This is a genomic window from Streptomyces sp. CRN 30 (assembly GCF_034105845.1).
This window is the reverse complement of record NZ_JAVRHI010000296.1, coordinates 1-23,899: the sequence shown is the minus strand read 5'-3', so window position 1 is coordinate 23,899 and position 23,899 is coordinate 1. Positions and strand designations below refer to the sequence as shown.

Annotated in this window: 23 protein-coding genes; 18 read left to right on the top strand and 5 right to left on the bottom strand. The window is 74.3% G+C overall.

The features are described from left to right. Positions 1-37 precede the first annotated feature (37 nt). A complete protein-coding gene (locus UW392_RS31625) occupies positions 38-2,524 on the top strand; it encodes a SpoIIE family protein phosphatase (protein WP_320778597.1) in 2,487 nt (828 codons plus the stop codon). Positions 2,525-2,645: 121 nt separating this feature from the next. Continuing rightward, entirely contained in the window at positions 2,646-3,380 is a 735-nt protein-coding gene (locus UW392_RS31620; protein WP_320778596.1) for a class I SAM-dependent methyltransferase, read from the top strand. A 62-nt stretch (positions 3,381-3,442) separates the two neighbouring features. Here the strand turns inward: UW392_RS31620 and UW392_RS31615 are convergent, their stop codons facing one another. The 4 genes from UW392_RS31615 to UW392_RS31600 form a co-directional block, all read right to left on the bottom strand. Next, positions 3,443-6,091: an immunoglobulin I-set domain protein gene (locus UW392_RS31615; protein WP_320778595.1), complete on the bottom strand. Its 2,649-nt coding sequence runs from the start codon at positions 6,089-6,091 to the stop codon at positions 3,443-3,445. A gap of 86 nt (positions 6,092-6,177) precedes the next feature. Then, a complete protein-coding gene (locus UW392_RS31610) occupies positions 6,178-6,717 on the bottom strand; it encodes a hypothetical protein (protein WP_320778594.1) in 540 nt (179 codons plus the stop codon). 182 nt (positions 6,718-6,899) lie between these two features. Next, complete coding sequence (locus UW392_RS31605; protein ID WP_320778593.1) at positions 6,900-7,880, bottom strand: HtaA domain-containing protein; 981 nt, start codon at positions 7,878-7,880, stop codon at positions 6,900-6,902. 48 nt (positions 7,881-7,928) lie between these two features. Then, positions 7,929-8,780 carry a hypothetical protein gene (locus UW392_RS31600; RefSeq protein WP_320778592.1) on the bottom strand — a complete coding sequence of 284 codons (852 nt, stop codon included), beginning with the start codon at positions 8,778-8,780 and terminating at the stop codon, positions 7,929-7,931. 88 nt (positions 8,781-8,868) lie between these two features. On the opposite strand from UW392_RS31600, the gene UW392_RS31595 reads away from it, so the two are divergent. From UW392_RS31595 to UW392_RS31570, 6 genes are all read left to right on the top strand, one after another. After that, positions 8,869-9,930 carry a heme/hemin ABC transporter substrate-binding protein gene (locus UW392_RS31595; RefSeq protein ID WP_320778591.1) on the top strand — a complete coding sequence of 354 codons (1,062 nt, stop codon included), beginning with the start codon at positions 8,869-8,871 and terminating at the stop codon, positions 9,928-9,930. A 67-nt stretch (positions 9,931-9,997) separates the two neighbouring features. Then, positions 9,998-10,831 carry a M55 family metallopeptidase gene (locus UW392_RS31590; RefSeq protein WP_320778590.1) on the top strand — a complete coding sequence of 278 codons (834 nt, stop codon included), beginning with the start codon at positions 9,998-10,000 and terminating at the stop codon, positions 10,829-10,831. After that, positions 10,824-12,173, top strand: coding sequence for a M20/M25/M40 family metallo-hydrolase (locus UW392_RS31585; protein WP_320778589.1), 1,350 nt, complete (start codon positions 10,824-10,826; stop codon positions 12,171-12,173). The genes UW392_RS31590 and UW392_RS31585 overlap by 8 nt, the downstream gene beginning before the upstream one ends. A 38-nt stretch (positions 12,174-12,211) precedes the next feature. Beyond that, complete coding sequence (locus tag UW392_RS31580; protein ID WP_320778588.1) at positions 12,212-14,179, top strand: prolyl oligopeptidase family serine peptidase; 1,968 nt, start codon at positions 12,212-12,214, stop codon at positions 14,177-14,179. Then, a complete protein-coding gene (locus tag UW392_RS31575) occupies positions 14,176-15,099 on the top strand; it encodes an LD-carboxypeptidase (protein WP_320778587.1) in 924 nt (307 codons plus the stop codon). Before UW392_RS31580 ends, UW392_RS31575 begins: the two co-directional genes overlap by 4 nt. 29 nt (positions 15,100-15,128) lie before the next feature. Beyond that, entirely contained in the window at positions 15,129-15,680 is a 552-nt protein-coding gene (locus UW392_RS31570; protein WP_320778586.1) for a GNAT family N-acetyltransferase, read from the top strand. Between the two features lie 6 nt (positions 15,681-15,686). On the opposite strand, the gene UW392_RS31565 is transcribed toward UW392_RS31570, so the two are convergent. Then, complete coding sequence (locus tag UW392_RS31565) at positions 15,687-16,034, bottom strand: VOC family protein (protein ID WP_320778585.1); 348 nt, start codon at positions 16,032-16,034, stop codon at positions 15,687-15,689. Between the two features lie 69 nt (positions 16,035-16,103). Between UW392_RS31565 and UW392_RS31560 the strand changes: the two genes are divergently transcribed. The 10 genes from UW392_RS31560 to UW392_RS31515 all read left to right on the top strand — a co-directional run. Continuing rightward, a complete protein-coding gene (locus tag UW392_RS31560; RefSeq protein ID WP_320778584.1) occupies positions 16,104-16,652 on the top strand; it encodes a phage holin family protein in 549 nt (182 codons plus the stop codon). 267 nt (positions 16,653-16,919) lie between these two features. Beyond that, on the top strand, positions 16,920-18,767 hold the full coding sequence (locus UW392_RS31555; RefSeq protein ID WP_320778583.1) for a transketolase: 1,848 nt from the start codon (positions 16,920-16,922) through the stop codon (positions 18,765-18,767). Continuing rightward, positions 18,764-19,690, top strand: coding sequence for a non-homologous end-joining DNA ligase (ligD, locus tag UW392_RS31550; RefSeq protein ID WP_320778582.1), 927 nt, complete (start codon positions 18,764-18,766; stop codon positions 19,688-19,690). The genes UW392_RS31555 and ligD overlap by 4 nt, the downstream gene beginning before the upstream one ends. A gap of 62 nt (positions 19,691-19,752) precedes the next feature. Continuing rightward, positions 19,753-20,172, top strand: coding sequence for a gas vesicle protein (locus tag UW392_RS31545; protein ID WP_320778581.1), 420 nt, complete (start codon positions 19,753-19,755; stop codon positions 20,170-20,172). 52 nt (positions 20,173-20,224) lie between these two features. Next, on the top strand, positions 20,225-20,644 hold the full coding sequence (locus UW392_RS31540; protein ID WP_320778580.1) for a gas vesicle structural protein GvpA: 420 nt from the start codon (positions 20,225-20,227) through the stop codon (positions 20,642-20,644). Next, entirely contained in the window at positions 20,641-21,414 is a 774-nt protein-coding gene (locus UW392_RS31535; protein ID WP_320778579.1) for a GvpL/GvpF family gas vesicle protein, read from the top strand. The genes UW392_RS31540 and UW392_RS31535 overlap by 4 nt, the downstream gene beginning before the upstream one ends. A 5-nt stretch (positions 21,415-21,419) precedes the next feature. Next, positions 21,420-21,683, top strand: coding sequence for a gas vesicle protein GvpG (locus UW392_RS31530; RefSeq protein WP_320778578.1), 264 nt, complete (start codon positions 21,420-21,422; stop codon positions 21,681-21,683). Continuing rightward, entirely contained in the window at positions 21,680-22,375 is a 696-nt protein-coding gene (locus UW392_RS31525) for a DNA primase (protein WP_320778577.1), read from the top strand. Before UW392_RS31530 ends, UW392_RS31525 begins: the two co-directional genes overlap by 4 nt. Continuing rightward, a complete protein-coding gene (locus UW392_RS31520) occupies positions 22,372-23,595 on the top strand; it encodes an SRPBCC family protein (protein WP_320778576.1) in 1,224 nt (407 codons plus the stop codon). Before UW392_RS31525 ends, UW392_RS31520 begins: the two co-directional genes overlap by 4 nt. Continuing rightward, a partial coding sequence (locus tag UW392_RS31515) for a gas vesicle protein (protein ID WP_320778575.1) occupies positions 23,592-23,899 on the top strand: 308 nt, incomplete at its 3' end. The genes UW392_RS31520 and UW392_RS31515, both read left to right, overlap by 4 nt.

Sequence of the window (23,899 nt, the reverse complement as noted above, 5' to 3'; positions counted from 1 at the left end):
GATCGCGCCGAGCCGCGGGGAGAGAGGGCCTGACGCCATGGACCGTGGCACCGAGCATCCCGCGCCCGGCCGCATCCCGCTGGCCGTGGTCGTCGTCGGCCGTGACGGCCTCGTCTCCCACTGGAGCCGGGGCGCACGACGCCTCTTCGCCCTCACCAAGGAGGAGGCCATCGGGCGGCCGGCCCTCGACCTGCTGCCCGTCTCCGGCGCCCTGCCCGAGGAGGACGACGCCCCGTCGTTCGACTCGTACGGCGCCTACGACGGTCTCGGCCCCGACCTGGAGTCCTCCCTCGGGGGACAGCTGTCCTACCCCGCCTCCGGCCGCGCCCGGCTCACCGTGCCCGAGCACGGCGGGGCGGCGCGCCGGGACCGCGTCGACCTGCTGTGGTGGGCGTACCCGCTGGTGGGGCCGGGGCCCGAGCGGCTCCTCGTGCTGGCCGCCGACGCCCGGGGACTGCGGCCCGGCGGCCTCCCGGGACCCGGCGCCGTACCGGCCCCGGAGCGCATCGCCCCCGGGTTCGCCCTGCACACCGACTTCCCCGGCGCCGAGGAGCTGGCCCGCCGCCTCCCCGACATCCTGCCCAGCATGAGCGTCGGCGAGGGCGCCCGGATCGTCGCCCAGATCCTCGAACTGGGCTATCCAATCCTGGAGTTCAGCGAGAACCACCTGGTGCCCGTCACCCCCGACTGGGGGGTGTCCCGGCGGGCCGGGCGCCGGGCCCGCCGGGAGCGCGCGGCGGGGACGGCGGCCCCCGGCGCACCGCTCGCCCCGGACGCGGCCCACGGGTATCCCGACGACGAGGACGACGAGGACGGCGAGGATCTGGAGTACGCCGCCGTCCGCGAGCACCTGGAGTTCCTCAACGAGGTCAGCGGCCGGATCGGCACCTCCCTCGACCTCGCCGAGACCATCGTCGAGGTCAGCCGGGCCGTCGTCCCCCGCTTCACCGACGTCGCCGGCACCTACCTGCGCGAACAGGTCGTCGCGGGCGAGGGGTTCCCCGAGGGCGTCCCCGACACGACGACCATGTGGCACCGGGTCGCCCTGGAACACACCGACGAACCCGGCCGCTGGGACGACGTCGTACCGGTCGGCGAGGCCATGCCGTTCCCCGCGCACACACCGTTCTTCCAGTGCATGACCAGCGGTGACCCCGTCCTCGTGGAGCGGATCACCGAGGAGGCGGGCCACGCCATCGCCTCGCAGTTCGAGAAGCGGGACATCCGGCCGCTGATCACCGGCCGCTCCATGCTCGTCGTCCCGCTGAAGGCCCGCGACGTCGTCCTCGGCTTCATGATCCTGCTGCGCCACCCCGAGCGGCCCGTCTTCAACGACATGGACCGCGTCACCGGCGCCGAACTCGCCGCCCGCGCGGGGCTCGTCCTCGACAACGCCCGCATGTACACCTACCAGGAGAACGTCGCCGAGACGCTCCAGGACAGCATGCTCCCGCACATCCCCGCCCGCATGTCCGGCTGCGACATCGCCACCCGCTACCTGCCGGGCACCCTGCTCGGCCGGGTCGGCGGCGACTGGTTCGACGCGGTGAAACTGCCCGGCGCCCGCACCGCGTTCGTCGTCGGCGACGTCATGGGCCACGGCCTCAACTCGGCGGCGATGATGGGCCAGCTGCGGACCGCGGTGCAGACCATGGCCGGACTCGACCTGCCGCCCGCGCAGCTTCTGCGCGGCCTCGACGACCTCGCCCAGCGGCTCGGCGACGGCTACCTCGCGACCTGCCTCTACACCGTCTACGACCCCGTCGCCGGTGAACTGCGCGTCGCCAACGCCGGTCACATCCCGCCCGTCCTGGTCCGCGCCGAGGACGGCCGCAGCGAACTGCTCGACCTGCCCACCGGCGCGCCGATCGGGGTCGGCGGCGTCGCCTTCGAGTCGGTCCGCGTCCCCGTGTCCGGCGGCGACCGCCTGGTGATGTGCACCGACGGACTGGTCGAGGTCCGCGGCGAGGACATCGGTGTCGGCCTGGCCACGCTCTGCGCGTCCGCCGCGCACCCGGCCGCCTCCATGGACGACGCCTGCGACACGATCACCCGCACCCTCGCCGGGCGCGGCGGCCGCAAGGACGACGTGGCCCTGCTGATGGCCCGCCTCAACGGCATCGGCCCGGACGACGTCGCCGAGTGGCGCCTCGCACGCGACGTCCGCGAGGTCCGCCGGGCCCGCGCCGCCGTCCGGGAACAGCTCCGCTCCTGGCGCCTGGAGCCGCTCGCGGACACCGCCGAGGTGCTGGTCAGCGAACTCGTCACCAACGCCGTACGCCACGCCCACCGGCCCGTCGTCCTGCGCCTGGTGCGCGGCGACACGCTGCTGTGCGAGGTGGACGACGACGACCACGAACTGCCCACGCTCCTCGACGCGGGCCCCGGCGCCGACCGCGGGCGCGGACTGCTGGTGGTCAGCACCCTGGCCCGCGAGTGGGGCACGAGCCGCACCGCCACCGGCAAGACCGTCTGGTGCGAGCTGACCCTGCCCCCGGTCCGCTCCCGTCCCTCCCGGTGGTGAACGGCGTCGAAGGACCCGTGAAGGTACGCGCAGCGCGCTTGTGGGCCGGACCGGTGCGCGGTAGACCGTACTGGCCCGTCACTCGGCACGGGTCTTGAGGCCGCACCCTGGGGAGTCGGGCATGAGCGTGACGAGACGGTACCGGGACGCCTGGGAGGACTTCTGGAGCGAGGCGCCCGACGCCCCGCGGGCGGTGTTCTGGGACGCGGAGCCCGCCCTCACCGCGGGCCGCCACCTCGCCCTCTTCGAACCCCACCTGACCGACCCCGGACTGCCGATGGTCGACCTCGGCTGCGGCAACGGCACCCAGACCCGCTACCTCGCCGACCGTTTCGCGCACGTCGTCGGCGCCGACCTGTCCGCCGCCGCGCTGGACCGGGCCCGCCGCGCCGACCCGGCCGGGCAGGCCACGTACCGGCAGGTGGACGCCGCCGACAAGACGGAGGTGCAGACCCTCCACGCCGAACTGGGCGACGCCAACGTGTATCTGCGGGGCGTGCTGCACCAGTGCGACGCCGAGGACCGGCAGCCGGTGGCCGAGGGTCTCGCCGCGCTCCTCGGCGAGCGGGGCCGGGCCTTCCTCGTCGAGCCGTCCGAGGCCGCCGAGCCCGTCCTCGCCTCTCTCGTCGAGGACCCGGACGGGCCGCCGTCCAAGCTCGCCCCCGTCCTGCGGCACGGCATCGCCCCCGGCACGCTGGTCGACGCGGCGCTGCCGGAGCAGCTCCGCGCGGCCGGTCTCGCGGTCCTGCGACAGGGCGAACTCCCGCTCGTCACCACGGAGTACCGGCCCGACGGCACCCGGATCGAACTGCCGGCGCTGTGGCTGGTCGCGGGACGAGCGGGAGGAGCGGGCTGACACCCGCTGAGCGGGCTGACACCCGGCGGGGGAGCGGGCTCACACCCGCCGGGGGGAGCGGGTCAGCCGGCCGTGCGGCGGCTCCTGCGGTACGCGATCCAGCCCGTGGCGACCAGGGCCGCCGCGAACGCGGCGACCGACAGCACGGTGACGCCGGTGGAGGCGAGGCTGCCGCCGCCGAGGGCGGACGTACCCGAACCGCCGGAGGAGGAGCCGCCCGTGGCGCCGGTGCCCCCGCCGGTGCCGGTGGAGCCGGTGTCCGAGCCGCCGGAGCCGCCGGTGGTGCCCGAGCCGCCCGTGGAGCCGGTGCCGCCCGCGCCGCCGCCGTCGTCCGGGTCGGTCTCCACCGGGTCCTGGCCGGCGAAGGCGACCGGCACCTTCACGTCCTGTGAGCGGTCCCCGGAGAGGGTGTGGTCGGCGCGGGTGGCGAGCACGCAGGTGGCCTTGAGGCAGTCGGTGAACTCGTCCTTGGCGTCCACCGTCAGCTCCACCTCGAACGAGCCGTCCGCTCCGTAGGGGACGGCGAGGTCCTGCCCGTAGTCCGGCGGGTTCGAGGAGATCCACGCCGAGGAGTGGGAGGTGCCGGTCATGTCGACGCCGCCGACGCACGGTGTGGGCAGCTCGCCCGCGCCGTTGTCGACGCAGAGGGCGACGTAGACGCCCTTCTCCTCGTCGTAGCCGGTGCCGCTGACCTTGAGCGTCTGGCCCTCGGTGGCGAGGTCGTTGACCGGGCTGACGGTGAGCTTCTGGCCCTCGGGCCCGGTGACGGTCCGGGTGCCGGACGGGTCGCGCACCTCGCCGTCCCCGCCGTCGTCGCCGTCGTCGCCGCCGTCCCCGCCGCCGTCCTCGGTGACGGTCAGGGTGGTCGGCGAGGTGCGGGTGGTGCCCGCGGGGTTGGTGAACTCGGCGCGGTAGCGGTAGCCGTCCTGGGCCGCGCGGGCCGTGAAGGTGTACGTGGTGCCGGTGGCGCCCTCGATGCCCTGCCAGGTCTGGCCGCCGTCGGCGCTGACCTGCCAGGCCACGGTGGGCTCCGGGGCACCCTCGGCCGCGGCGACGAAGGAGACCTCGTCGCCCGGGGACACCGAGCGGTCCGTGGGGCTCTGGACGACCTTCGGCGACATCCGGCGGTCGAGCTTCGTGATCGTGGCCTCGGCGGGGCTGGTCACGTAGACCGTGGTGCCGCCCGGGGCCACGGCGACGGAGGCCTGGCCGAGCTGGCCCTGGTTGCCGGGGAGCGCGGTGGCGGTCGCCGCCTCCTCGAAGGTCGCGGTGTCGTACACGGCGAGCGAGCCGTTGCCGTCGTCGCCGCCGCCCGTGTTGCCGCCGTCCTGCCACACGACGAACGCGCGGCCGGTGCCGGGGTCGAAGGCGACGGCCGCGGCCCGGTCCTCGCCCTCGATGGTGGTCAGGGGCTCGGCGTCCTTGTCGAAGACGTGGACGGTGTTGCCGCTGCCCACCCAGACGTCGCCGGTGGCGGGGTCGGGGGCGACGAACCAGAGGGGGTCCGCGGGGAGGTCCGCCGTGGCCGTCACCGTGAACGAGCCGGTGTCTACCCGGCTGAGCAGGCCGCCGCCCACCCCGGACCAGGCGGCGCCGCGTGCGGTGTCCACGCCGAGCGCGGAGCCGCCGTCGAGGGTGAGGGAGCGCTCGGCGGCGCCGGTGGCGGTGTCGTACTCGGTGAGCACGGCGCCCTGCTGGACGAGGGTGGTGGTGGCCCTCGTGCCGGGCCCGGTGCCGGTCACGGTGGTGCCGCCCAGCCAGACGCCCCGCGCGCTCTCGTCACCCTCCTTCGCGGTGCCGATGCCGCGCAGCGGGTAGTGGAAGACGACGCCGTCGCCGGAGAGCGGCGCCGCGAGCCGCGTGATCCGGCGGCTCGCCAGGGTGCCGGTGGAGCCGGGGGCGTCGGTGATGTGGTCGCGGACCGTGCCGTCGGCCGGGTCGAGCACGTACAGGCCCTGCTCGTTGACGGTGGAGGTGTCGGGGATGTCGGCGGCGCCGACGTACAGCTTCTCCGAGTCCGGGTGCAGCAGCAGGTCCATCGGCTTGCCGGCGCTCGTGAACACGGCGGCGCGCGTGTAGTCGACGGTGCCGGGCGGTACGTCCACCCCGTCGCCGCCGTCGTCACCGCCGCCGGAGTCCTGGCCCTCGAAGGCGACGGGGACGCGGACGTCCTGGGAGCGGTCGCCGCTGCCCCGGTGGTCGACGCGGGTGACGACCGAGCAGGCGACCTGGAGGCAGTCCAGGCCGCTGTCCTTCGCGGTCAGGTCGAGCTGGACGTCGAAGGTGCCGCCGGCGCCCCAGAGTTCGGTGAGGCCGCCGCCCGCGTAGGGGTCGTCCGCGGGCACGATCCACTTGGACGCGCTGCCGCCGCCGGTGACGTTGGCACCGCCGAGGCAGGGGGAGGGGACGCGGTCGTCGCCGTTGTCCTTGCACAGGGCGACGTAGATCCCCTTGGCCGCGTCGTAGCCGGAACCGGTGACGCGGACGGTTTCGCCCGCCGGGTCCAGGTCCGTGGAGGCGGAGACCGTCAGTTTCTGGCCGTCCTTGCCGAGCCCCGTGCGCGGGGTGCCGGCGGCCTCGGCCGCCGAACCCGCGGCGACGGAGGCGAGCACGAGCGCGGCGGCGCCGAGGAGCGCCGCCGGGCGTCTCGGCGCCCGGCGCGCGGGGGCCGGGCGGTCCGGCCCCCGCCGGACCGTCGGGTCAACTGCCATGGTTTTCCTCACTCGTCGGGTGTGCCCGGGGCACCCCGGGAACGCCGAGGCCGGGCCCCCGCGCGGGGGCCCGGCCGGACGGCTGGTTACTGGAAGGAGAGGGGAACGTGCACGTCGTACTTGCGGTCGGCCGAGTCGAGGTGGTCGGCGCGCGTCACCACGGCGCAGGTGACGTCCTCGCCGCAGACGCTGCCGTCGTCCAGCGTGGCCTTGACGAAGATCTGCGCGGTGAAGGTGCCGCCGTCACCGAACTTGGAGCTGTTGGCGAAGAGGCCGCCGAAGGTGTTGTTCACCCAGTGCGAGGCGCCGGTCGAGCCGCTCTCGTCCTGGCCGCCCAGACACGGGGTGGGCTTGGCGGCGCCCGGCGCGCCGTCGACCACGCACAGGCCGACGTAGATGCCCTGGGCCGGGTTGAATCCCGAGCCCGTGACGGTGATGACCTGGCCCGCCGCGGCGGCGGAGTCCGGGGCGGTCACCGACAGGTCGTAGGTGGTGGAGCCGTCGGTGATCGTCCGGGTCGAGGTGGCGGCGGACGCGGAGCCGGCCAGCCCCAGGGTCAGGGCCGCGGAGGCGGCGACGGCGAGTGTGGCGCGGGCGGTGGTGCGAGCGGAAGGAACGGCTCTCATGGCGAGCACTTCACCTTTCTCTCGGGGGAAGGTAAGGCAAACCTAAGTACGAAATCCGGGTGCTTGTCAATGGACGGCAAAGAAGTCTCAAAACCCGCTCTGACGTGCGGTTTTCGGGCATGACGAGGGGCGGGCCGAGCGGCCCGCTCCCGTGTGTCGGTCTCGTACGGTTCTGCCGCGGATCAGCCCCCGGCCCGCACCTCGAAACGGGCCGTGGCCCGGCCGCCGGAGGAGACGGCGGTGAGTTCGACGGTGTGCGTGCCCGCGGTCGCCGTCGCGTAGACCGGGAAGGTCCGCGACAGGCGTCCCTCCGCGTCGGCCTCCGCCTGGTAGCGGGTGTCCGCGTCGATCGCCACCAGGACCACCTCGCCGGGTGCGAAACCGCTGCCGGTGATCCGCTGTTCGCCGCCGGGGGTGAGGGCGGGGTGCCGTACGGCGGCGGTGGGTGCCGGTGCCTCCCGCTCCGGTTCCGGCGCGGGGGACGCGGTGGCGGGCGGCTCGCTCGGCGCGGGACCCGGCGCGGGGTCCGCCGTGCCGTCCGGCTGCTCGGGGAGGGCGGGTGCCTCGCCGTCGTCGCCGGTGCCCACCGTCACATCCAGTGATCCCAAGCCGTCGCCCGCCGCGAACTCCCGTCCGCTCCAGGCGGAGAGCAGCCGCGCGCCCTCCTCGGTGAGCGTCGCCCGCAGGCCGCTCCAGGTCACGCCCGCGCTGCGGACGGCCGGGGCGGCGCCGTGCGGGTCCACCTCCGCCAGGGCCAGTTCCCGGGTCCCGTCACCGGTTGAGGTGCGGACCCGCAGCGCGCCCTTGCCGCCGTCGGCCAGGTCGAGGCGGAGGCCGTCCAGGGCGAGGGGATCGGTGCCGTCGGCGCCGGACAGCCGGGCGGTGCCCGCCAGTTCGACCTCCGCCGCGCCGGTCGCCGGGTCCGCACCGCCGCCCGCGGCCGGGAACCAGGCGCGGCCCGCCGTGTCGTGCACGGCGGGCCGGGTGACGTCGAACGCCAGACCCGCCTCCGCCGGGCGGCCGTCGTCGGTGGTCCAGCTCGCGTAGCCGCCGGTGACCTCGCGGGGAAACGCCCCGCCGTCCTCGGCCCGCGCCGCGGTCGAGCCGAGCAGCGCCAGCAGGACGCCGCCCGCCGTCACGGCGGCGCCGGGTCTCTTCGCCATCTTCCAGTCTCCCTGGGGGAATCGCGGATGTGGATCAACTAGGAGGGGTCAGCCCGCGCTCGGGCCGCCCGTCGAGGCGGTCCGGCGCCGGCGGGCCAGGAACCGGACGCCGGTGCCTGCCGCGACCAGTGCCGCCGCGGCGCCCCCGATCGTCAGGGCCGCGGAACCGGTGCTGGCCAGCGGCCCGCCGGAGGACGTGTCGCCGGAGCCCGAGCCCGAGCCCGAGCCCGAGCCTGAGCCCGAGCCCGCACCGGAGTCCGCGCCCGTGCCGGTGCCGCCGGTGGTGGAGCCCGTGCCCGCGGTGGCGTCGGGCGTGGCCGAGGTGCCGGCACCGGAGCCGGAGCCGCTGTCCGGGTCGCCGTCCTGGCCCGTGAACGTCACCGGGACGCGCACCGTCTGGGACTGGTCGCCGCCCCGGGTGTGGTCGTTGCGGGTGATCACGGCGCAGGTCACGCCGGACTTGGCGCAGTCGGTGTTGGCGTCCTTGGCCCGCACCTTCACCCGCACGCTGAACGTGCCCTTGTGGCCGCTGCCGCCGTACGGCTTCGCCAGTCCCTCGCCGTACGAGGGCGGGTTGGACGAGACCCAGGCGGAGGCGCCCGACTCGCCGGACATGTCGACGCCGCCGACGCAGGGCGTGGGCGTCCTGCCCGCGCCGTTGTCCACGCAGAAGGCGACGTAGATGCCCTTCTCCGTGTTGTAGCCGGTGCCGGAGACCGTCACCGTCTCGCCCGCCGGGTCAAGACCGGCCGATTTCGACACCGTGAGCTTCTGCCCCTCGGGACCGGTCGCCGAGGCGCCGGCGGCCGACGCGGGCACCGCCGACAGCGTCAGGACGACGGCCGCGGTCGCGGCGGCACCGGCCATGCGCGTGGCGCGCGGAGAGATTGCCGCTTTCACATCAACACCCCCACCAGAGTCAATAAGGTAAACCTAACCTAAGCTATCGATCAACTGTGTCAGGTCCCGAAACCCGAGAGGCCCAGCGATGCGCATGTCCGGAAGAAGCCGACCCTCGCCGTGGCGCCGGAGCCTGGCCCCGCTCGCTCTGGCCGTCGCGCTGCTGACGGCCGGCTGCGGCGGTTCCCCGGCGGGCTCCTCGTCCGGCTCGGCGGCGGGCGCGTCCCCCGCGTCGGCGGGGGAGCGGGCCGCGGCGGCCGAGCGGCAGCTGCGGAAGAACACCCTCACGCCCCTCGAAGGCCCGGCGCCCACCCCCGAGTTGCCCGTCACCGTCGACTCCTCCGACGGCCGGAAGGTCACCGTCACCGACGCCTCGCGCATCCTCCCGCTCAACGGCGGCGTCGCCGAGACCGTGTTCACCCTGGGCCTCGGCGAGCAGGTCGTGGGCCGGGACATCACCGCCACCTTCGCCGAGGCGAAGAAGCTTCCGCTGGTCACCAGGGCCCACGACGTCAGCGCGGAGAGCGTGCTGTCGCTGCGCCCGACCGTGGTGCTCGCCGACACCGACACCGGGCCCGCGGAGGCGATCGACCAGATCCGCGACGCCGGGGTGCCGGTCGTCGTCCTGGACCCCGCGACGAACCTCGCCGACGTCGCCGCCCGCACCACCCGCGTCGCCGAGGCGCTCGGCGTACCCGGGGCCGGGAAGAAGCTCAACGCACGCGTCGACGAGGAACTCGCGGCGGCCCGCGACGCCGTTCCCGCGGGCAGCCGGCCCAAGGTCGCCTTCCTCTACATGCGCGGCAGCGCGGCCGTCTACCTCATGGGCGGCAAGGGCTCGGGCGCCGACTCCCTGATCGACGCGGCCGGAGCGGTCGACGCCGGGGTCGAGACCGGCCTGGACAAGCCCTTCACCCCGCTCACCAGCGAGGCACTGGTCGCCGCCCGGCCCGACGTCATCCTGATGATGGACAAGGGGCTGGAGTCGGTCGGCGGCATCGACGGCCTCGTGGACATCCCGGGCATCGCCCAGACCCCCGCCGGGGCCGACCGCCGGATCGTCACCCTGGAGGACGGGGTGCTGCTCAGTTTCGGACCGCGCACCCCGCTCGTGATCGACATTCTGGTGGACCGCGTCCACGCGACCTGAACACCGGCCCGGCGGGCGGCCCGTATCTCCTGGCCGCCCGCCCCCGAGGCGCGTAACGTGGCGGACCATGAAGATCCTGATCAGCGCCGACATGGAGGGCGCCACCGGCGTGACCTGGCCGGCCGACGTGCTGCCGGGGACGCCGCAGTGGGAGCGGTGCCGGTCGATGTTCACCTCGGACGTCGACGCCGCCGTCCGGGGCTTCCTGGACGGCGGCGCCGACGAGGTCCTCGTCAACGAGGCGCACTGGACCATGCGCAACCTGCTCCTCGAACGGCTCGACGAGCGGGCCCAGATGCTCACCGGCCGCCACAAGGCGCTGTCCATGGTCGAGGGCGTGCAACACGGCGACGTGGACGGCATCGCCTTCGTCGGCTACCACGCGGGCGCCGGGATGGAGGGCGTCCTCGCCCACACCTACCTCGCCAACCAGATCACCGGCGTCTGGCTGAACGACGTACGCGCCAGCGAGGGACTGCTCAACGCCCATGTCGTCGCCGAGTACGGCGTCCCGGTCGTCCTCGTCACCGGTGACGACGTGGCCTGCGAGGACGCGCTCGGCTACGCGCCGGAGGCGCTGAAGGTCGCCGTCAAGGACCACGTCTCGCGGTACGCCGCCGTCTGCCGCACCCCCGCCCGCACCGCCGCCGAGATCCGCGCGGCGGCGAAGGAGGCGGCGTCGCTGGCGGTGCGGTACGAACCCGTGCGCGGCGGGCCGTACACCGTCGCCGTCGAGTTCGACGCCGAGCACCTCGCGGCGGCCTCGACCGTCGTCCCCGGCGTGGAGCGGACCGGCGAGCGCAAGGTGGCGTACACCACCGGCACCATGTACGAGGCCATCCGGACCTTCAAGGCGGTCACCACGATCGCCTCGGCCGCCGTGGAGGAGCAGTATGGCTGACGAGCGGGCCACCGACGCGACCGTCCTCGACGAGCGGGCGCCCGACGCGACCGCCCTCGACGAGGTCGTCCGGTTCACCTCCGAGCTGATCCGGATCGACACCACCAACCGGGGCGGCGGCGACTGCCGCGAGCGCCCCGCCGCCGAGTACGCCGCCGCCCGGCTCGCCGAGGCGGGCCTCGAACCCACCCTCCTGGAACGCACCGGGGGACGGACCAACGTCGTCGCCCGGATCGAGGGCACCGACCCCTCGGCGGACGCGCTGCTCCTCCACGGCCACCTGGACGTCGTCCCGGCCGAGGCCGCCGACTGGACCGTGCACCCCTTCTCCGGGGAGGTCCGCGACGGCGTGGTCTGGGGCCGCGGCGCGGTCGACATGAAGAACATGGACGCGATGATCCTCGCCGTCGTCCGCGGCTGGGCCCGCGCGGGCGTACGGCCCCGCCGCGACGTCGTGATCGCGTTCACCGCGGACGAGGAGGCCAGCGCCGAGGACGGCTCCGGGTTCCTCGCCGACGAGCACCCGGAGCTGTTCGAGGGGTGCACCGAGGGCGTCAGCGAGTCCGGCGCGTTCACCTTCCACGACGGCGCGGGACGGCAGCTCTACCCGATCTCCGCCGGGGAGCGCGGCACCGCCTGGCTGAAGCTCACCGCCCGCGGCCGGGCGGGCCACGGCTCCAAGGCCAACCGGGAGAACGCCGTCACCCGGCTCGCGGCGGCGGTCACCCGCATCGGCGAGCACCGGTGGCCGGTCCGGCTGACCCCGACGGTCCGCGCCGCCCTCACCGAACTCGCCGCGCTCCACGGCGTCGAACCCGACCTCGACGACGTGGAGGGCCTGCTGGCGAAGCTGGGCCCCGCCGCGAAGCTGGTGGAGTCCACCGTGCGCAACAGCGCCAACCCGACGATGCTGGACGCCGGTTACAAGCTCAACGTCATCCCCGGCGAGGCCACCGCTCACGTCGACGGGCGTTACCTGCCCGGCGGCGAGGAGGAGTTCCGCACCACCCTGGACCGGCTCACCGGCCCGGACGTGGAATGGGAGTTCGCCCACCACGAGGTGGCCCTCCAGTCGCCGCTGGACTCCCCGACGTACGCGCGGATGCGGGCCGCCGTCGAGGAGTTCGCGCCCGAGGGACACGTGGTGCCGTACTGCATGTCGGGCGGCACGGACGCCAAGCAGTTCTCCCGGCTGGGCATCACCGGCTACGGTTTCACGCCGCTTCGGCTGCCGGAGGGCTTCGACTACAACGCCCTCTTCCACGGCGTCGACGAACGGGTACCCGTCTCGGCCCTGCACTTCGGCGTACGGGTACTGGACCGCTTCCTGCGGACGGCCTAGAAGACACGGACGGCCCGGAGACACGGACGGCCTAGTAGATGGGGAAGACAGTGCGGACCCTGGCGTACGGATCGTGGCCCTCGCCCATCGACGCGGCGCTCGCCGCCGCGCACGACGGGCGCCCCGACGACGTGGCCTTCGTCGGTGACGAGGTGTGGTGGACCGAGGCCCGGCCCGCGGAGGGCGGCCGGCGCGCCCTGGTCCGCCGGAGCGCCGACGGCACGCGCCACGAGGTGCTGCCCGCCCCGTGGAACGTGCGCAGCCGCGTCATGGAGTACGGCGGACGCCCCTGGACGGCGCACATGACCGACGCCGGCCCGCTGGTCCTCTTCGTGAACTTCGCCGACCAGCGGCTCTACCGTTGTGCACCCGGCGGTGGCGAGCCGCGCCCGCTGACCCCCGTCTCCCCGGTGGGCGGCGGACTGCGCTGGGCCGAGCCGCGGCTGCTGCCGGACCGGGGCGAGGCGTGGTGCGTCCTGGAGGAGTTCACCGGGGACGGACCCACCGACCTGCGCCGCGTCCTGGCCGCCGTCCCCCTGGACGGCTCGGCGGCCGACGACCGCGGCGCCGTGCGCGAACTCGGCGACGACAAGCACCGCTTCGTCACCGGACCCCGGCTCTCCCCGGACGGCCGGCGCGCGGCCTGGCTCGTCTGGGACCACCCGCGGATGCCCTGGGACGGCACCGAACTGAAGGTCGCCGACATCGCCCCGGACGGCACCTTCGGCCCGGCCCGCACCGTCGCGGGCGGGCCCGAGGAGTCCATCGCCCAGGCCGACTTCGACCGCGACGGCGCCCTGCTGTACGTCTCCGACCGCACCGGCTGGTGGAACCTCTACCGCGACGGCGCGCCGCTCTGCCCCCGCGAGGAGGAGTTCGGCGGGCCGCTGTGGAAACCGGGCCTCGGCTGGTTCGCGCCGCTGGACAACGGCCTGATCGCCGTCGTGCACGGCCGCGGCGCCACCGCCCTCGGCATCCTCGACCCCGAGACCTGCGAGGTCGTCGACGCGGCCGGACCCTGGACCGAGTTCGCGGCCGGGATCGCCGCCTACGGCGAGCGGGTCGTCGCCGTCGGCGCCAGCCCCCGCAGCGCCTACGAAGTGGTCGAACTGGACGCCCGCACCGGCCGCGCCCGGGTGATCGGCGCCGCCCACGACGACGCCGTCGACCCCGCGTACTACCCCGAACCGCAGATCCGCGCCTTCACCGGCCCCGAGGGCCGCGAGGTCCACGCCCACATCTATCCGCCGCACCACCCCGACAGCGTCGCCCCCGCCGACGAACTGCCGCCCTACGTCGTGTGGGCGCACGGCGGCCCCACCAGCCGCGCCCCGCTCGTCCTCGACCTGGAGATCGCCTACTTCACCTCCCGGGGCATCGGCGTCGCCGAGGTCAACTACGGCGGCTCCACCGGACACGGCCGGGAGTACCGCGAGCGGCTGCGCGAGCAGTGGGGCGTGGTCGACGTCGAGGACTGCGCGGCCGTCGCCCTCGCCCTCGCCGACGAGGGCACCGCCGACCGGAACCGCCTCGCCGTGCGCGGCGGCAGCGCCGGCGGCTGGACCGCCGCCGCCTCCCTCGCCACCACCGACGTCTACGCCTGCGGCACGGTCGTCTACCCGATCCTGGACCTGACCGGCTGGGGCACCGGTGAGACCCACGACTTCGAGTCCCGGTACCTGGAGTCCCTCATCGGCCCCTACGCCGAGGTGCCCGGCCGGTACGCGCAGCGCTCGCCCGCCGAGCACGCCGACCGGATCACCGCGCCCTTCCTGCTGCTCCAGGGCCTGGACGACGTGATCTGCCCGCCCGTGCAGTGCGAGCGGTTCCTCGCCCGGATGGCGGGCCGGGGCGTCCCGCACGCCTACCTCGCCTTCGAGGGCGAGGGCCACGGCTTCCGGAAGGCCGAGACCATGGTCCGCGCGCTGGAGGCCGAACTCTCCCTGTACGCCCAGGTCTTCGGGCTGCGCGTCCCCGGCGTCCCCACCCTGGAGCTGCGCGCGTGAGGCAGCTGCTGCGGCCCGCGCGGCTCGGCCCCGGCGCCCGCGTCGCCGTCGTCGCCCCCAGCGGACCCGTCCCCGAGGAGCGGCTCCAGGCGGGCCTCGACGTGCTGCGCGGCTGGGACCTCGACCCCGTCGCCGGGCCGCACGTCCTCGACCGGCACCCCACCCAGCGCTACCTCGCGGGAAGCGACGCCGACCGGGCCGCGGACCTCCAGAACGCCTGGTGCGACCCGGCCGTCGACGCGGTGATCTGCGCCCGCGGCGGCTACGGCGCCCAGCGCGTCGTCGACCTCCTGGACTTCGACGCGCTGCGCGCCGCCGGACCGAAGGTCCTCGTCGGCTTCAGCGACATCACCGCGCTGCACGAGGCGTTCGCCGTCCGGCTGGGCCTGGTCACCCTGCACGGCCCGATGGCGGCGGGCGTCGACTTCCTCAAGAACGCCCGCGCGCAGGACCACCTGCGGGCCACGCTGTTCGCGCCGGAGACGGTCCGCACTCTCGTCTCCGGCGGTACGGCGCTGGTCCCCGGCCGGGCCCGGGGCGTCACCCTCGGCGGCTGCCTCGCCCTGCTCGCCGCCGACCTCGGCACGCCGCACGCCCGGCCCGGCGCGCGCGGCGGGCTGCTCTGCCTGGAGGACGTGGGCGAGGAAACCTACCGCCTCGACCGCTACCTCACCCAGCTGCTGCGCGCCGGATGGCTGGACGGCGTCCACGGGGTGCTGCTCGGCTCCTGGGAGGGGTGCGAGGACCCGGAGCGGCTGCGGCCGATGCTCGCCGAGCGGCTCGGCGGGCTCGGTGTGCCGGTGGCCGAGGAGTTCGGCTTCGGGCACGGCGCGGGCGCGCTCACCGTGCCGTTCGGGCTCCGCGCGGAGCTGGACGCGGACGCGGGCACGCTCACCCTGGACGAACCGGCGCTGCGGTGACGCCCCGGGCGCCGTCGTAGGGTGGCGGAATGCCGGACCACGCACCTCGCCACCTCGCCGAAGGCCCCCGGGTGGGCATACGGCGCTTCCGCCTCGCCGACGGAGCGGAGTTCACCGCCCGCGCCCGGGAGAGCAAGGACCTGCACCACCCCTGGCTCTTCCCACCGGACGACGCCGAGGCGTACGCGCGCTACGCGGGCCGGCTGATCGACGACCCGACGAAGGCCGGGTTCCTCGTCTGCGAGCGGGAGACCGGGGCCATCGCCGGGTTCATCAACATCAACAACATCGTCGAGGGCGGCTTCCTCAGCGGCGCCCTCGGCTACGGGGCCTTCGCCCACGCGGCGGGCCGCGGCCTGATGCGGGAGGGCCTCGGCCTGGTCGTCGCCCACGCCTTCGGGCCGATGCGGCTGCACCGGCTGGAGATCAACGTGCAGCCCGGCAACGCCGCCTCCATCGCCCTCGCCCGCGCCTGCGGATTCCGCCTGGAGGGGTTCTCGCCGAAGATGCTGCACGTCGACGGCGCCTGGCGGGACCACCAGCGGTGGGCGCTCACCGCCGAGAGCGCCCGGGGCCGCTGACGGCGGTCAGGCCCGGCGGTCGGCGTACTCGTACACCGCGCCGTCCGGATGACGGGCGATCAGGTTGCGGCCCGCCGGGGTCGGAACCGGACCCGCGATGACCTCGCCCCCGTGCGCCGTCAGGACGCGCGCCGTCTCCTCCACGTCGGTGACGGCGATCGTCGCGGTCACCTTGCGCAACAGCTCCAGCTGGGACTCGGGTCCGCTCATCAGCAGGAAGCAGCCGATCGCCGCCACTTCGATGCCGCCGCGTTCGGACCGCAGGGCCCGTCCCCCCGCGAGCCCTTCGTAGAAGGGCACCGCCTTGTCCAGGTCGTCGACGTAGACGCGCAGCGTGGCTCCCAGAATGTCCATGCGGAAAAGCCTAGTTGGCGTCGGCGACGCGCCGCCCATGACCCGGGCGGTCGCGGGTACCCGGCTGGCATGGACCGCATGGAGCACTTGGAGCATCTGGACAAGCACCTGGTCGATGAACTGACCCAGGTGGCACGCGAGACCATCCGCGACGAGCTGCGCCGGCAGACCCGCAAGCAGCGCCGGAAGGCCACGCTGTACGCGGCCTCCGGCGCCGCCGCCCTCTACGCGGGGGCGGCCGTGGCGCTCGCCGTCGGCCTGGCGCTCGCCGCCGGGCTGCCCGGCTGGGCCGCCGCGCTGATCACGGCGGCGCTGCTCGCCGTCGCCGCGTACCTGCTGCGCGGCGCCGCCCGCCCGTCCGGGCCGGCCGGGGCCGCCGGACACGGTCACGGCCACGACCACGGCCACGGTCACGGTCACGGGCACGGCGAGACCGCCGGTGACCGCCCGCTCGGCGGCACGGCCCCGGGCGCGCCGCCGAGCGGCCTGGGCATGCCGTACCCGCCGATGCCCGACACGGCCCCCGGCCGTCCCGGCACCGGCGCGCACAGCGCCGCCGACCGGATGGCCCCCCGCCAGGACGACATCGACCCCGAGGCGCCGCACGGGCGCGCGTGACCCGGGAACGTAACCGGACGGTGGGCGGGCCGTCACCCCGAGCGGGGTGGCGGCCCGCCCCCCGTCGCGCGCCTCGCGCCTCGCCGTCACCGGGTGCGTCCGCCGGGAAACCGCCCCGCCGCATACCCCGGCGGGGGACCGGTAACCGGCGGTACGGGTCCCTTGCGTACGTTTGGCCGCCCCCGGCAGGGGGACGCGAAGGGTTCACGAGGGCGACAGCCCGAGGCGGGTCCGCGACCGCGATCGCAGCCGCACGGAAGGAGACTCATGAACACCGAGGAACTCGTCGAGCTGGGACAGCAGTTGCGTGTCGACAGTGTCCGGGCCGCCGCCGAGGCGGGCTCCGGACACCCCACGTCCTCGATGTCCGCCGCCGACCTGATGGCCGTACTCTTCGCCAACCACCTGCGCTACGACTTCGAGCGCCCCGCCCACCCGGGCAACGACCGTTTCGTCCTCTCCAAGGGCCACGCCTCCCCGCTGCTGTACGCCGCCTACAAGGCGGCCGGCGTCATCGACGACGAGGAGCTGCGCACCTTCCGCAGGCTGGGCAGCCGTCTGGAGGGCCATCCGACGCCGCAGCGGCTGCCGTGGGTGGAGACCGCCACCGGCTCGCTCGGGCAGGGACTGCCCGTCGGCGTCGGCATCGCGCTCGCCGGACAGCGCCTGGACCGCACCGGGTACCGCGTGTGGGTGCTGTGCGGGGACAGCGAGCTGGCCGAGGGATCGGTCTGGGAGGCGGCCGAGCACGCCGGGTACGAGCGGCTCGACAACCTGGTCGTCATCGTCGACGTCAACCGGCTCGGCCAGCGCGGCCCCACCCGCCACGGCCACGACCTGGACGCCTACGCGCGCCGCTTCCGCGCCTTCGACTGGCACACCGTCGAGATCGACGGCCACGACGTGGACGCCGTCGACCGCGCCTATGGCGAGGCACTCTCCACCCGGGGCCAGCCCACCGCGATCATCGCCCGCACCCTCAAGGGCAAGGGCGTCGCCGCGACGGAGGACCACGAGGGGCTGCACGGCAAGCCGGTCAAGGACGCCGACGAGGCCATCGCCGAACTCGGCGGGCCCCGCTCCGTCGCCCTGCGGGTGCAGGAGCCGCCCACCGCCCGGTCGCTGCACTCCACCGGCTCGGGCGAGCTGGAGCTGCCCCACTGGGACAAGGGCGAGCAGGTGGCCACCCGGGACGCCTTCGGACAGGCGCTGACCGCGCTCGGCACCGCCCGCGCCGACGTCGTCGCCCTCGACGGCGAGGTGGGCGACTCCACCCGCGCCGAGCTGTTCGCCAAGGAACACCCCGAGCGCTACTTCGAGTGCTACATCGCCGAGCAGCAGATGGTCGCCACGGCCGTCGGCATGGCGGCGCGCGGCCGCGTCCCGTACGCGACGACCTTCGCGGCGTTCCTGACGCGCGCCCACGACTTCGTCCGCATGGCCGCGATCAGCGGCTCCGGCATCAACCTGGTCGGCTCCCACGCGGGCGTCGCCATCGGCCAGGACGGGCCCAGCCAGATGGGCCTGGAGGACCTGGCGATGATGCGGTCCGTGCACGGCTCGACCGTGCTCTACCCGTGCGACGCCAACCAGACGGCGAAGCTGGTCGCCGAGACCGCCGCCCTGGAGGGCATCCGCTACCTGCGCACCTCGCGCGGCGCCGCCGAGGTCGTCTACGGGCCGGACGAGGAGTTCCCCGTCGGCGGCAGCAAGGTGCTGCGCTCCTCCGCCCGGGACCGCCTCACGGTCGTCGCCGCCGGCGTCACCGTCGCCGAGGCGCTGGCCGCCGCCGACGCCCTGGCCGGGGAGGGCATCCCGGTCCGCGTCATCGACCTGTACTCGGTCAAGCCCGTCGACCGCGACACCCTGCGCCGCGCCGCCGAGGAGACCGGCTGCCTGGTCACCGTCGAGGACCACCACCCCGAGGGCGGCCTCGGCGACGCCGTCGCGGAGGCGTTCGCCGACGGCGGCCCCGTGCCCCGGCTGGTCCGGCTCGCGGTGCGCACCATGCCGGGCTCGGCCGCGCCGGACGAGCAGCTGCACGCCGCCGGCATCGACGCCGACTCGATCGCGACGGCCGGCCGGCTGCTGGTGGAGCAGGCGGTGGTGCCGTGAGCGCGGACGCCGCGCGGACCGTGCGGGCCGGCCGGCGCACCGTCGAGGTGCACCGGCCGGACAAGGTCCTCTTCCCGGCGACGCCCGGGACCGCCGAGGTCACCAAGAGCGGCCTCGTCGACCACTACCGTTCCGTGGCCCCGTACCTGCTGCCGCAGGTGCGGGGCCGCCCGCTGATGCTGGAGCGCCACCCGGACGGCGTCGACGGGCCGGTATTCGTTCAGAAGAACACCCCGGACCGCTACCCGGAGTGGATCGAACGGGCCGAGCTGCCCAAGGAGGGCGGCACGGTCCGCCACACCGTCTGCGACGACACCGCCACCCTCCTCTACCTCGCCGACCAGGCGGCCCTGACCCTGCACCGCTGGCTCTCCCGGGCCGACCGCCCCGACCGGCCCGACCGGCTCGTCTTCGACCTCGACCCCGCCGAGGACACCTTCGAGCCGGTGCGCGAGGCCGCCCGGTGGCTGCGCGAGCTGCTGGACGGGCTGCGGCTGCCGTCGGCGGCGATGACCACCGGCTCCCGCGGTCTGCACGTCGTCGTGCCGCTGCGCCGGGGACCGGACTTCGACGAGGTACGGGAGTTCGCCCACGACGTCGCCGAGACGCTCGCCGCGGCCCACCCCGACCGGCTCACCACCGCCGCCCGGAAGAAGGACCGCGGCGGCCGGCTCTACCTCGACGTGCAGCGCAACGCCTACGCGCAGACCGTGGTCGCCCCCTACACGGTGCGCGCCCGGCCCGGCGCCCCCGTCGCCACGCCCATCGCCTGGGAACAGCTCGACGACCCGGCGCTGCACGCCCGCCGCTGGACCGTCGCGGACGCCGTCGAGCAGGCCCGCACCGACCCCTGGGACGGGGTCATGAACCGCCCCAGGGCACTCGGACCGGCCCGTCGGCGGCTGGCCGCACAGTACGGCTGAGATGCGTACGCCCGTGGAGGTTTGGCGAACACACTTGCGGCCACACGGAGGGGGAGGTGGCCATGTCGAACACAAAGAACACATCCGAATCGCAACCAGAGCAACGTAGTTCACAGAACTCACAGACTTCCGAGAAGTCCGTGAGTGCGAAGCAGACTGACGGTGCGTCGGACGGCGGCACGGCGAAGCGCAGGCCCAGGCCCGCGCCCAAGCCGAAGCCGAAGCCCATGGAGATCCTGCGCGAGGCCCGCGCCCAGCTCGCCGAACTGACCGGGATGGTGGCCGAGTCCGTGTCCTCCTTCGAGCAGACACAGGACGGCTGGGCCCTGGAGGTCGAGGTGCTCGAACTGGAGCGCGTGCCCGACACCATGAGCCTGATGGCGAGCTACCAGGTGGAACTGGACTCCGAGGGCCAGCTCACCGGCTACCGCCGCGTCCGCCGCTACGAGCGCGGACGCTCCGACGCGCGCAGGTCCGGCTGAAGCGGACCGGACCCGTCACCACATCCACCAACCCAAGGAGGGATCACCCGGCATGAGTGTCGTTCCGGCACAGCAGACCGGCGGCGGAGGCGGCAGCAGCGGCCTCTACGACGTGCTTGAGCTTGTCCTGGACAGGGGCCTCGTCATCGACGCGTTCGTACGCGTCTCCCTGGTCGGTATCGAGATCCTGAAGATCGACGTCCGGGTCGTCGTGGCCAGCGTCGACACCTACCTGCGCTTCGCCGAGGCGTGCAACCGCCTCGACCTGGAGTCCGGCCCGCGCAAGGACCCGGGCCTGCCCGACCTGGTCGGCAAGATGACCGAGTCCGGCGCGCGCGGCAAGTCCAAGGGCGCCCTCTCCGGCGCCGCCGAGACCATTTCCGACGCCTTCCAGCAGGCCCGGGGCGAGTCCGAGTCCCGCCCGCGCGCCCGCCGTTCGACGTCCTCGCGCCGTAAGGAGGAGCAGGAGTGAGCACGTACGTCTACGGCATCACCGCCGCCGCCCACCCCGCGCTCCCCGAGGGCCTGGCCGGCGTCGGCGACCCGCCGCGCACGGTGCGCGTGCTGACGGAGGGCGAACTGGCGGCCGTCGTCAGCGACGCCCCCGAGCGGCTGCGGCCCAAGCGCAAGGACCTGCTCGCCCACCAGAACGTGCTCGCCGAGGCGGGCACGGGCGGCTGCGTGCTGCCCATGCGGTTCGGCAGCGTCGCCCTCGACGAGAAGTCGGTCACCGCGGTCCTCGCCGAGCGCGCCGACCACTACAAGGAGCGGCTGCGCGCCCTGGACGGCCGGGTCGAGTACAACATCAAGGCCAACCACGTCGAAGAGGCCGTCCTGCACCACGTGATGGCCGAGAACGCGGAGATCCGCGCGCTCGCCGAGGCCAACCGGCAGGCGGGCGGCGGCAGTTACGAGAGCAAGATCCAGCTCGGTGAGCTGGTCGCCGCCGCGGTCCAGGCCCGTGAGGCCGAGGACGGCACGGCGCTCCAGCACCTCCTCGACTCCGAGGCCGACGCCGTCAGCGTCGGACCCGAGTCCACCGGCTGGCTCGCCAACGTCTCCTACCTCGTCGAGCGCGACCGGGCCGAGGACTTCCTCGCCGCCGTGGAGCGCGCCCGCCAGGAACTGCCCCACCTGGAGGTACGGGTCAACGGCCCGCTGCCGCCGTACAGCTTCGTCGAGCCCGGACCGGCCGAGCCGGCGTCCGCGGCGGCGGGCGGTGCGGACACCGGAGCGGGGTGACGTGAGTGGGCCTGATCTCGGAGGTGCTGCTGCTGCCGTTCGCACCGGTGCGCGGCAGTGCCTGGGCCATCAAGCAGGTATTCCAGGAAGCCGAGCGGATCTACTACGACCCCGCCACGGTACGGGCCGAACTGGCGCGCCTGGAACAGCAGTTGGAGGCCGGGGAGATCACGGAGGAGGAATTCGACCGGCAGGAGGACGACCTCCTGGACCGGCTTGAGGAAGCTTCGCGTCACAACGCGGGAACGGGCAACGGGACGACACCATGAATCGAGTGGGACTGGGCCTCGCCGTAGGGGCCGGCTATCTGCTGGGACGTACCAAGAAACTGAAACTGGCCGTCGCCGTGGGCACCATGGTGGCCGGCAAGAAGATGAACCTGACGCCCCGCGGCATCGCGGAGCTGGTCTCCACCCAGCTGCAGAACAACCCGCAGTTCAAGGAGATAGGCGACCAGCTCAGGGGCGACCTGCGCGGCGTCGGCAAGGCGGCCACGGGCGCGATGGTGGAGCGGCAGATCAGCTCCCTCGCCGACCGCCTCCACGGCCGTACGGCCCAGGTCCAGGACCAGCTCTCGGGCGTGGCCTCCTCGGTCCCGGGCGTCGGCCGTGACCGGGACGACCGCGCCGACGACTACGACGACGAGTACGACGAGGACGACTACGACGCGCGCGACGCGCGCGACGACCGGGACGACCGGGACGAGGACGCGGACCGGGACGAGCCGCGGGAGCGCGCTCCCGAGCGGGGTGGCGGCCGGACGGCGAAGAAGGCCACCGGCGAGGCGCGCAAGACCGCCAAGCGGGCGCCCGCCAAGAAGACGGCGGCCAAGAAGACCGCCGCGAAGCAGCCGCCCGCGCGCAAGGCGGCGGCGAAGAAGACCCAGTCGGCGACCAAGACGGCACGCGGCGCCGCGCGCGGCGCGCGTGGCGCGGCGCCGAAGAGCGGCGGTGAACGATGACCGGGCCCCTGGGATCGGCGGCCTCCAAGGCCGGCGACGCGGCGAAGAGCAACCCGCTGGCCGACGTGGCCCGCAGCGAGGCCGCCGACCGCCTGAAGGACGAGGTGCAGCAGTACCTCGCCGCCCAGGCGCAGCGCGCGCTGGTCGGGGTCGGCCGCAAGCTCGGCGAGACCACCGGCAAGCTGAACGACATCGCCGAGGGCAACAGCCCCGGCTTCGCCAAGCTCGCCCTCGACAGCGGGCGCAAGCTCGCCGAGGGCAAGGGCCCGGTGCGCACGGCCGTCGAGGTGGGCGCGGGCCGGCTCAAGGACAACGTGGTCGGCGCGTTCAAGAACCTCACCGGCGGCAAGGGCCGCAAGAAGGGCGGCTCCGGCCAGAAGCCGACCGTCATCATCGAGTACGCCGACGTCGGCGTGGAGCTGCGCACGGCCTACGACCAGTGGACCCAGTACCAGGACTTCAGCACCTTCGCCAAGGGGGTCAAGAGCGCGAGCCGCGCCGACGACACCTCCTCCGACTGGCAGCTGAAGGTCTTCTGGTCCAACCGCAGCTGGAAGGCGAAGACCACCGAGCAGGTCCCGGACGACCGCGTCTCCTGGACCTCCGAGGGCGCCAAGGGCACCACGAAGGGCGTCGTCTCCTTCCACGAGCTCGCGCCGAGCCTCACCCGCGTCATCGTGGTCGTCGAGTACTACCCCAAGGGCCTGTTCGAGAAGACCGGCAACATCTGGCGCGCCCAGGGCCGCCGCCTCCGGCTCGACCTGAAGAACTACGTCCGCTTCATCACGCTCAAGGGCGAGGCCGACGACGGCTGGCGCGGCGAGATCCGCGACGGCGAGGTCGTCCGCAGCCACGAGGACGCGGTGGCGGAGGAGGAGCAGGAGCAGCAGGAGGAGCAGGAGGGCCGGGACGAGCAGGAGGGCCAGGAGGGCCAGGAGGCCCACGACGAGCACGACGAGGCCGACGAGGCCGACGAGTCCGAGGCTCGCGACGAGGCCGAGTACGACGACGAGGAGCCCCGGGACGACGAGGAGGCACCGGAGGAGTCGTACGAGGAAGAGGGCGACGAGTACGAGGACGAGCCCGAGGACGAGTACGACGAGGAGGAGCCGGAGGCCGAGGAGCAGGCCGAGGACGAGTACGACGAGGAGGGCAAGGGCGACCAGGACGACGCGTACCACGAGGAGGACGAGTACGCGGAGCACGGGAGTCGTCGATGACGACACCGGGCCGCATGCCCGAACCGTTCGGCCAGGGGCAGAGCGCCAATCTCGCCGACATCCTGGAGCGGGTGCTGGACAAGGGCGTCGTCATCGCCGGCGACATCCGGATCAACCTGCTCGACATCGAGCTGCTCACCATCAAGCTGCGGCTCATCGTCGCCTCGGTGGACAAGGCCAAGGAGATGGGCATCGACTGGTGGGAGAGCGACCCGGCGCTCTCCTCGAACGCGAGACACAAGGAACTGGCCCGGGAGAACAAGGAGTTGCGCGAGCGGCTGGCCGAACTGGAGGCCGGCCGCGC

What these genes read in the sequence shown, in the direction of transcription:
- UW392_RS31625 (WP_320778597.1), top strand. Translation starts at nt 38, where the DNA reads ATGGACCGTGGCACCGAGCATCCCGCGCCCGGCCGCATCCCGCTGGCC.
- UW392_RS31620 (WP_320778596.1), top strand. Translation starts at nt 2,646, where the DNA reads ATGAGCGTGACGAGACGGTACCGGGACGCCTGGGAGGACTTCTGGAGC.
- UW392_RS31615 (WP_320778595.1), bottom strand. Translation starts at nt 6,091, where the DNA reads ATGGCAGTTGACCCGACGGTCCGGCGGGGGCCGGACCGCCCGGCCCCC.
- UW392_RS31610 (WP_320778594.1), bottom strand. Translation starts at nt 6,717, where the DNA reads ATGAGAGCCGTTCCTTCCGCTCGCACCACCGCCCGCGCCACACTCGCC.
- UW392_RS31605 (WP_320778593.1), bottom strand. Translation starts at nt 7,880, where the DNA reads ATGGCGAAGAGACCCGGCGCCGCCGTGACGGCGGGCGGCGTCCTGCTG.
- UW392_RS31595 (WP_320778591.1), top strand. Translation starts at nt 8,869, where the DNA reads ATGCGCATGTCCGGAAGAAGCCGACCCTCGCCGTGGCGCCGGAGCCTG.
- UW392_RS31590 (WP_320778590.1), top strand. Translation starts at nt 9,998, where the DNA reads ATGAAGATCCTGATCAGCGCCGACATGGAGGGCGCCACCGGCGTGACC.
- UW392_RS31585 (WP_320778589.1), top strand. Translation starts at nt 10,824, where the DNA reads ATGGCTGACGAGCGGGCCACCGACGCGACCGTCCTCGACGAGCGGGCG.
- UW392_RS31580 (WP_320778588.1), top strand. Translation starts at nt 12,212, where the DNA reads ATGGGGAAGACAGTGCGGACCCTGGCGTACGGATCGTGGCCCTCGCCC.
- UW392_RS31570 (WP_320778586.1), top strand. Translation starts at nt 15,129, where the DNA reads ATGCCGGACCACGCACCTCGCCACCTCGCCGAAGGCCCCCGGGTGGGC.
- UW392_RS31565 (WP_320778585.1), bottom strand. Translation starts at nt 16,034, where the DNA reads ATGGACATTCTGGGAGCCACGCTGCGCGTCTACGTCGACGACCTGGAC.
- UW392_RS31560 (WP_320778584.1), top strand. Translation starts at nt 16,104, where the DNA reads ATGGACCGCATGGAGCACTTGGAGCATCTGGACAAGCACCTGGTCGAT.
- UW392_RS31555 (WP_320778583.1), top strand. Translation starts at nt 16,920, where the DNA reads ATGAACACCGAGGAACTCGTCGAGCTGGGACAGCAGTTGCGTGTCGAC.
- UW392_RS31545 (WP_320778581.1), top strand. Translation starts at nt 19,753, where the DNA reads ATGTCGAACACAAAGAACACATCCGAATCGCAACCAGAGCAACGTAGT.
- UW392_RS31540 (WP_320778580.1), top strand. Translation starts at nt 20,225, where the DNA reads ATGAGTGTCGTTCCGGCACAGCAGACCGGCGGCGGAGGCGGCAGCAGC.
- UW392_RS31525 (WP_320778577.1), top strand. Translation starts at nt 21,680, where the DNA reads ATGAATCGAGTGGGACTGGGCCTCGCCGTAGGGGCCGGCTATCTGCTG.
- UW392_RS31520 (WP_320778576.1), top strand. Translation starts at nt 22,372, where the DNA reads ATGACCGGGCCCCTGGGATCGGCGGCCTCCAAGGCCGGCGACGCGGCG.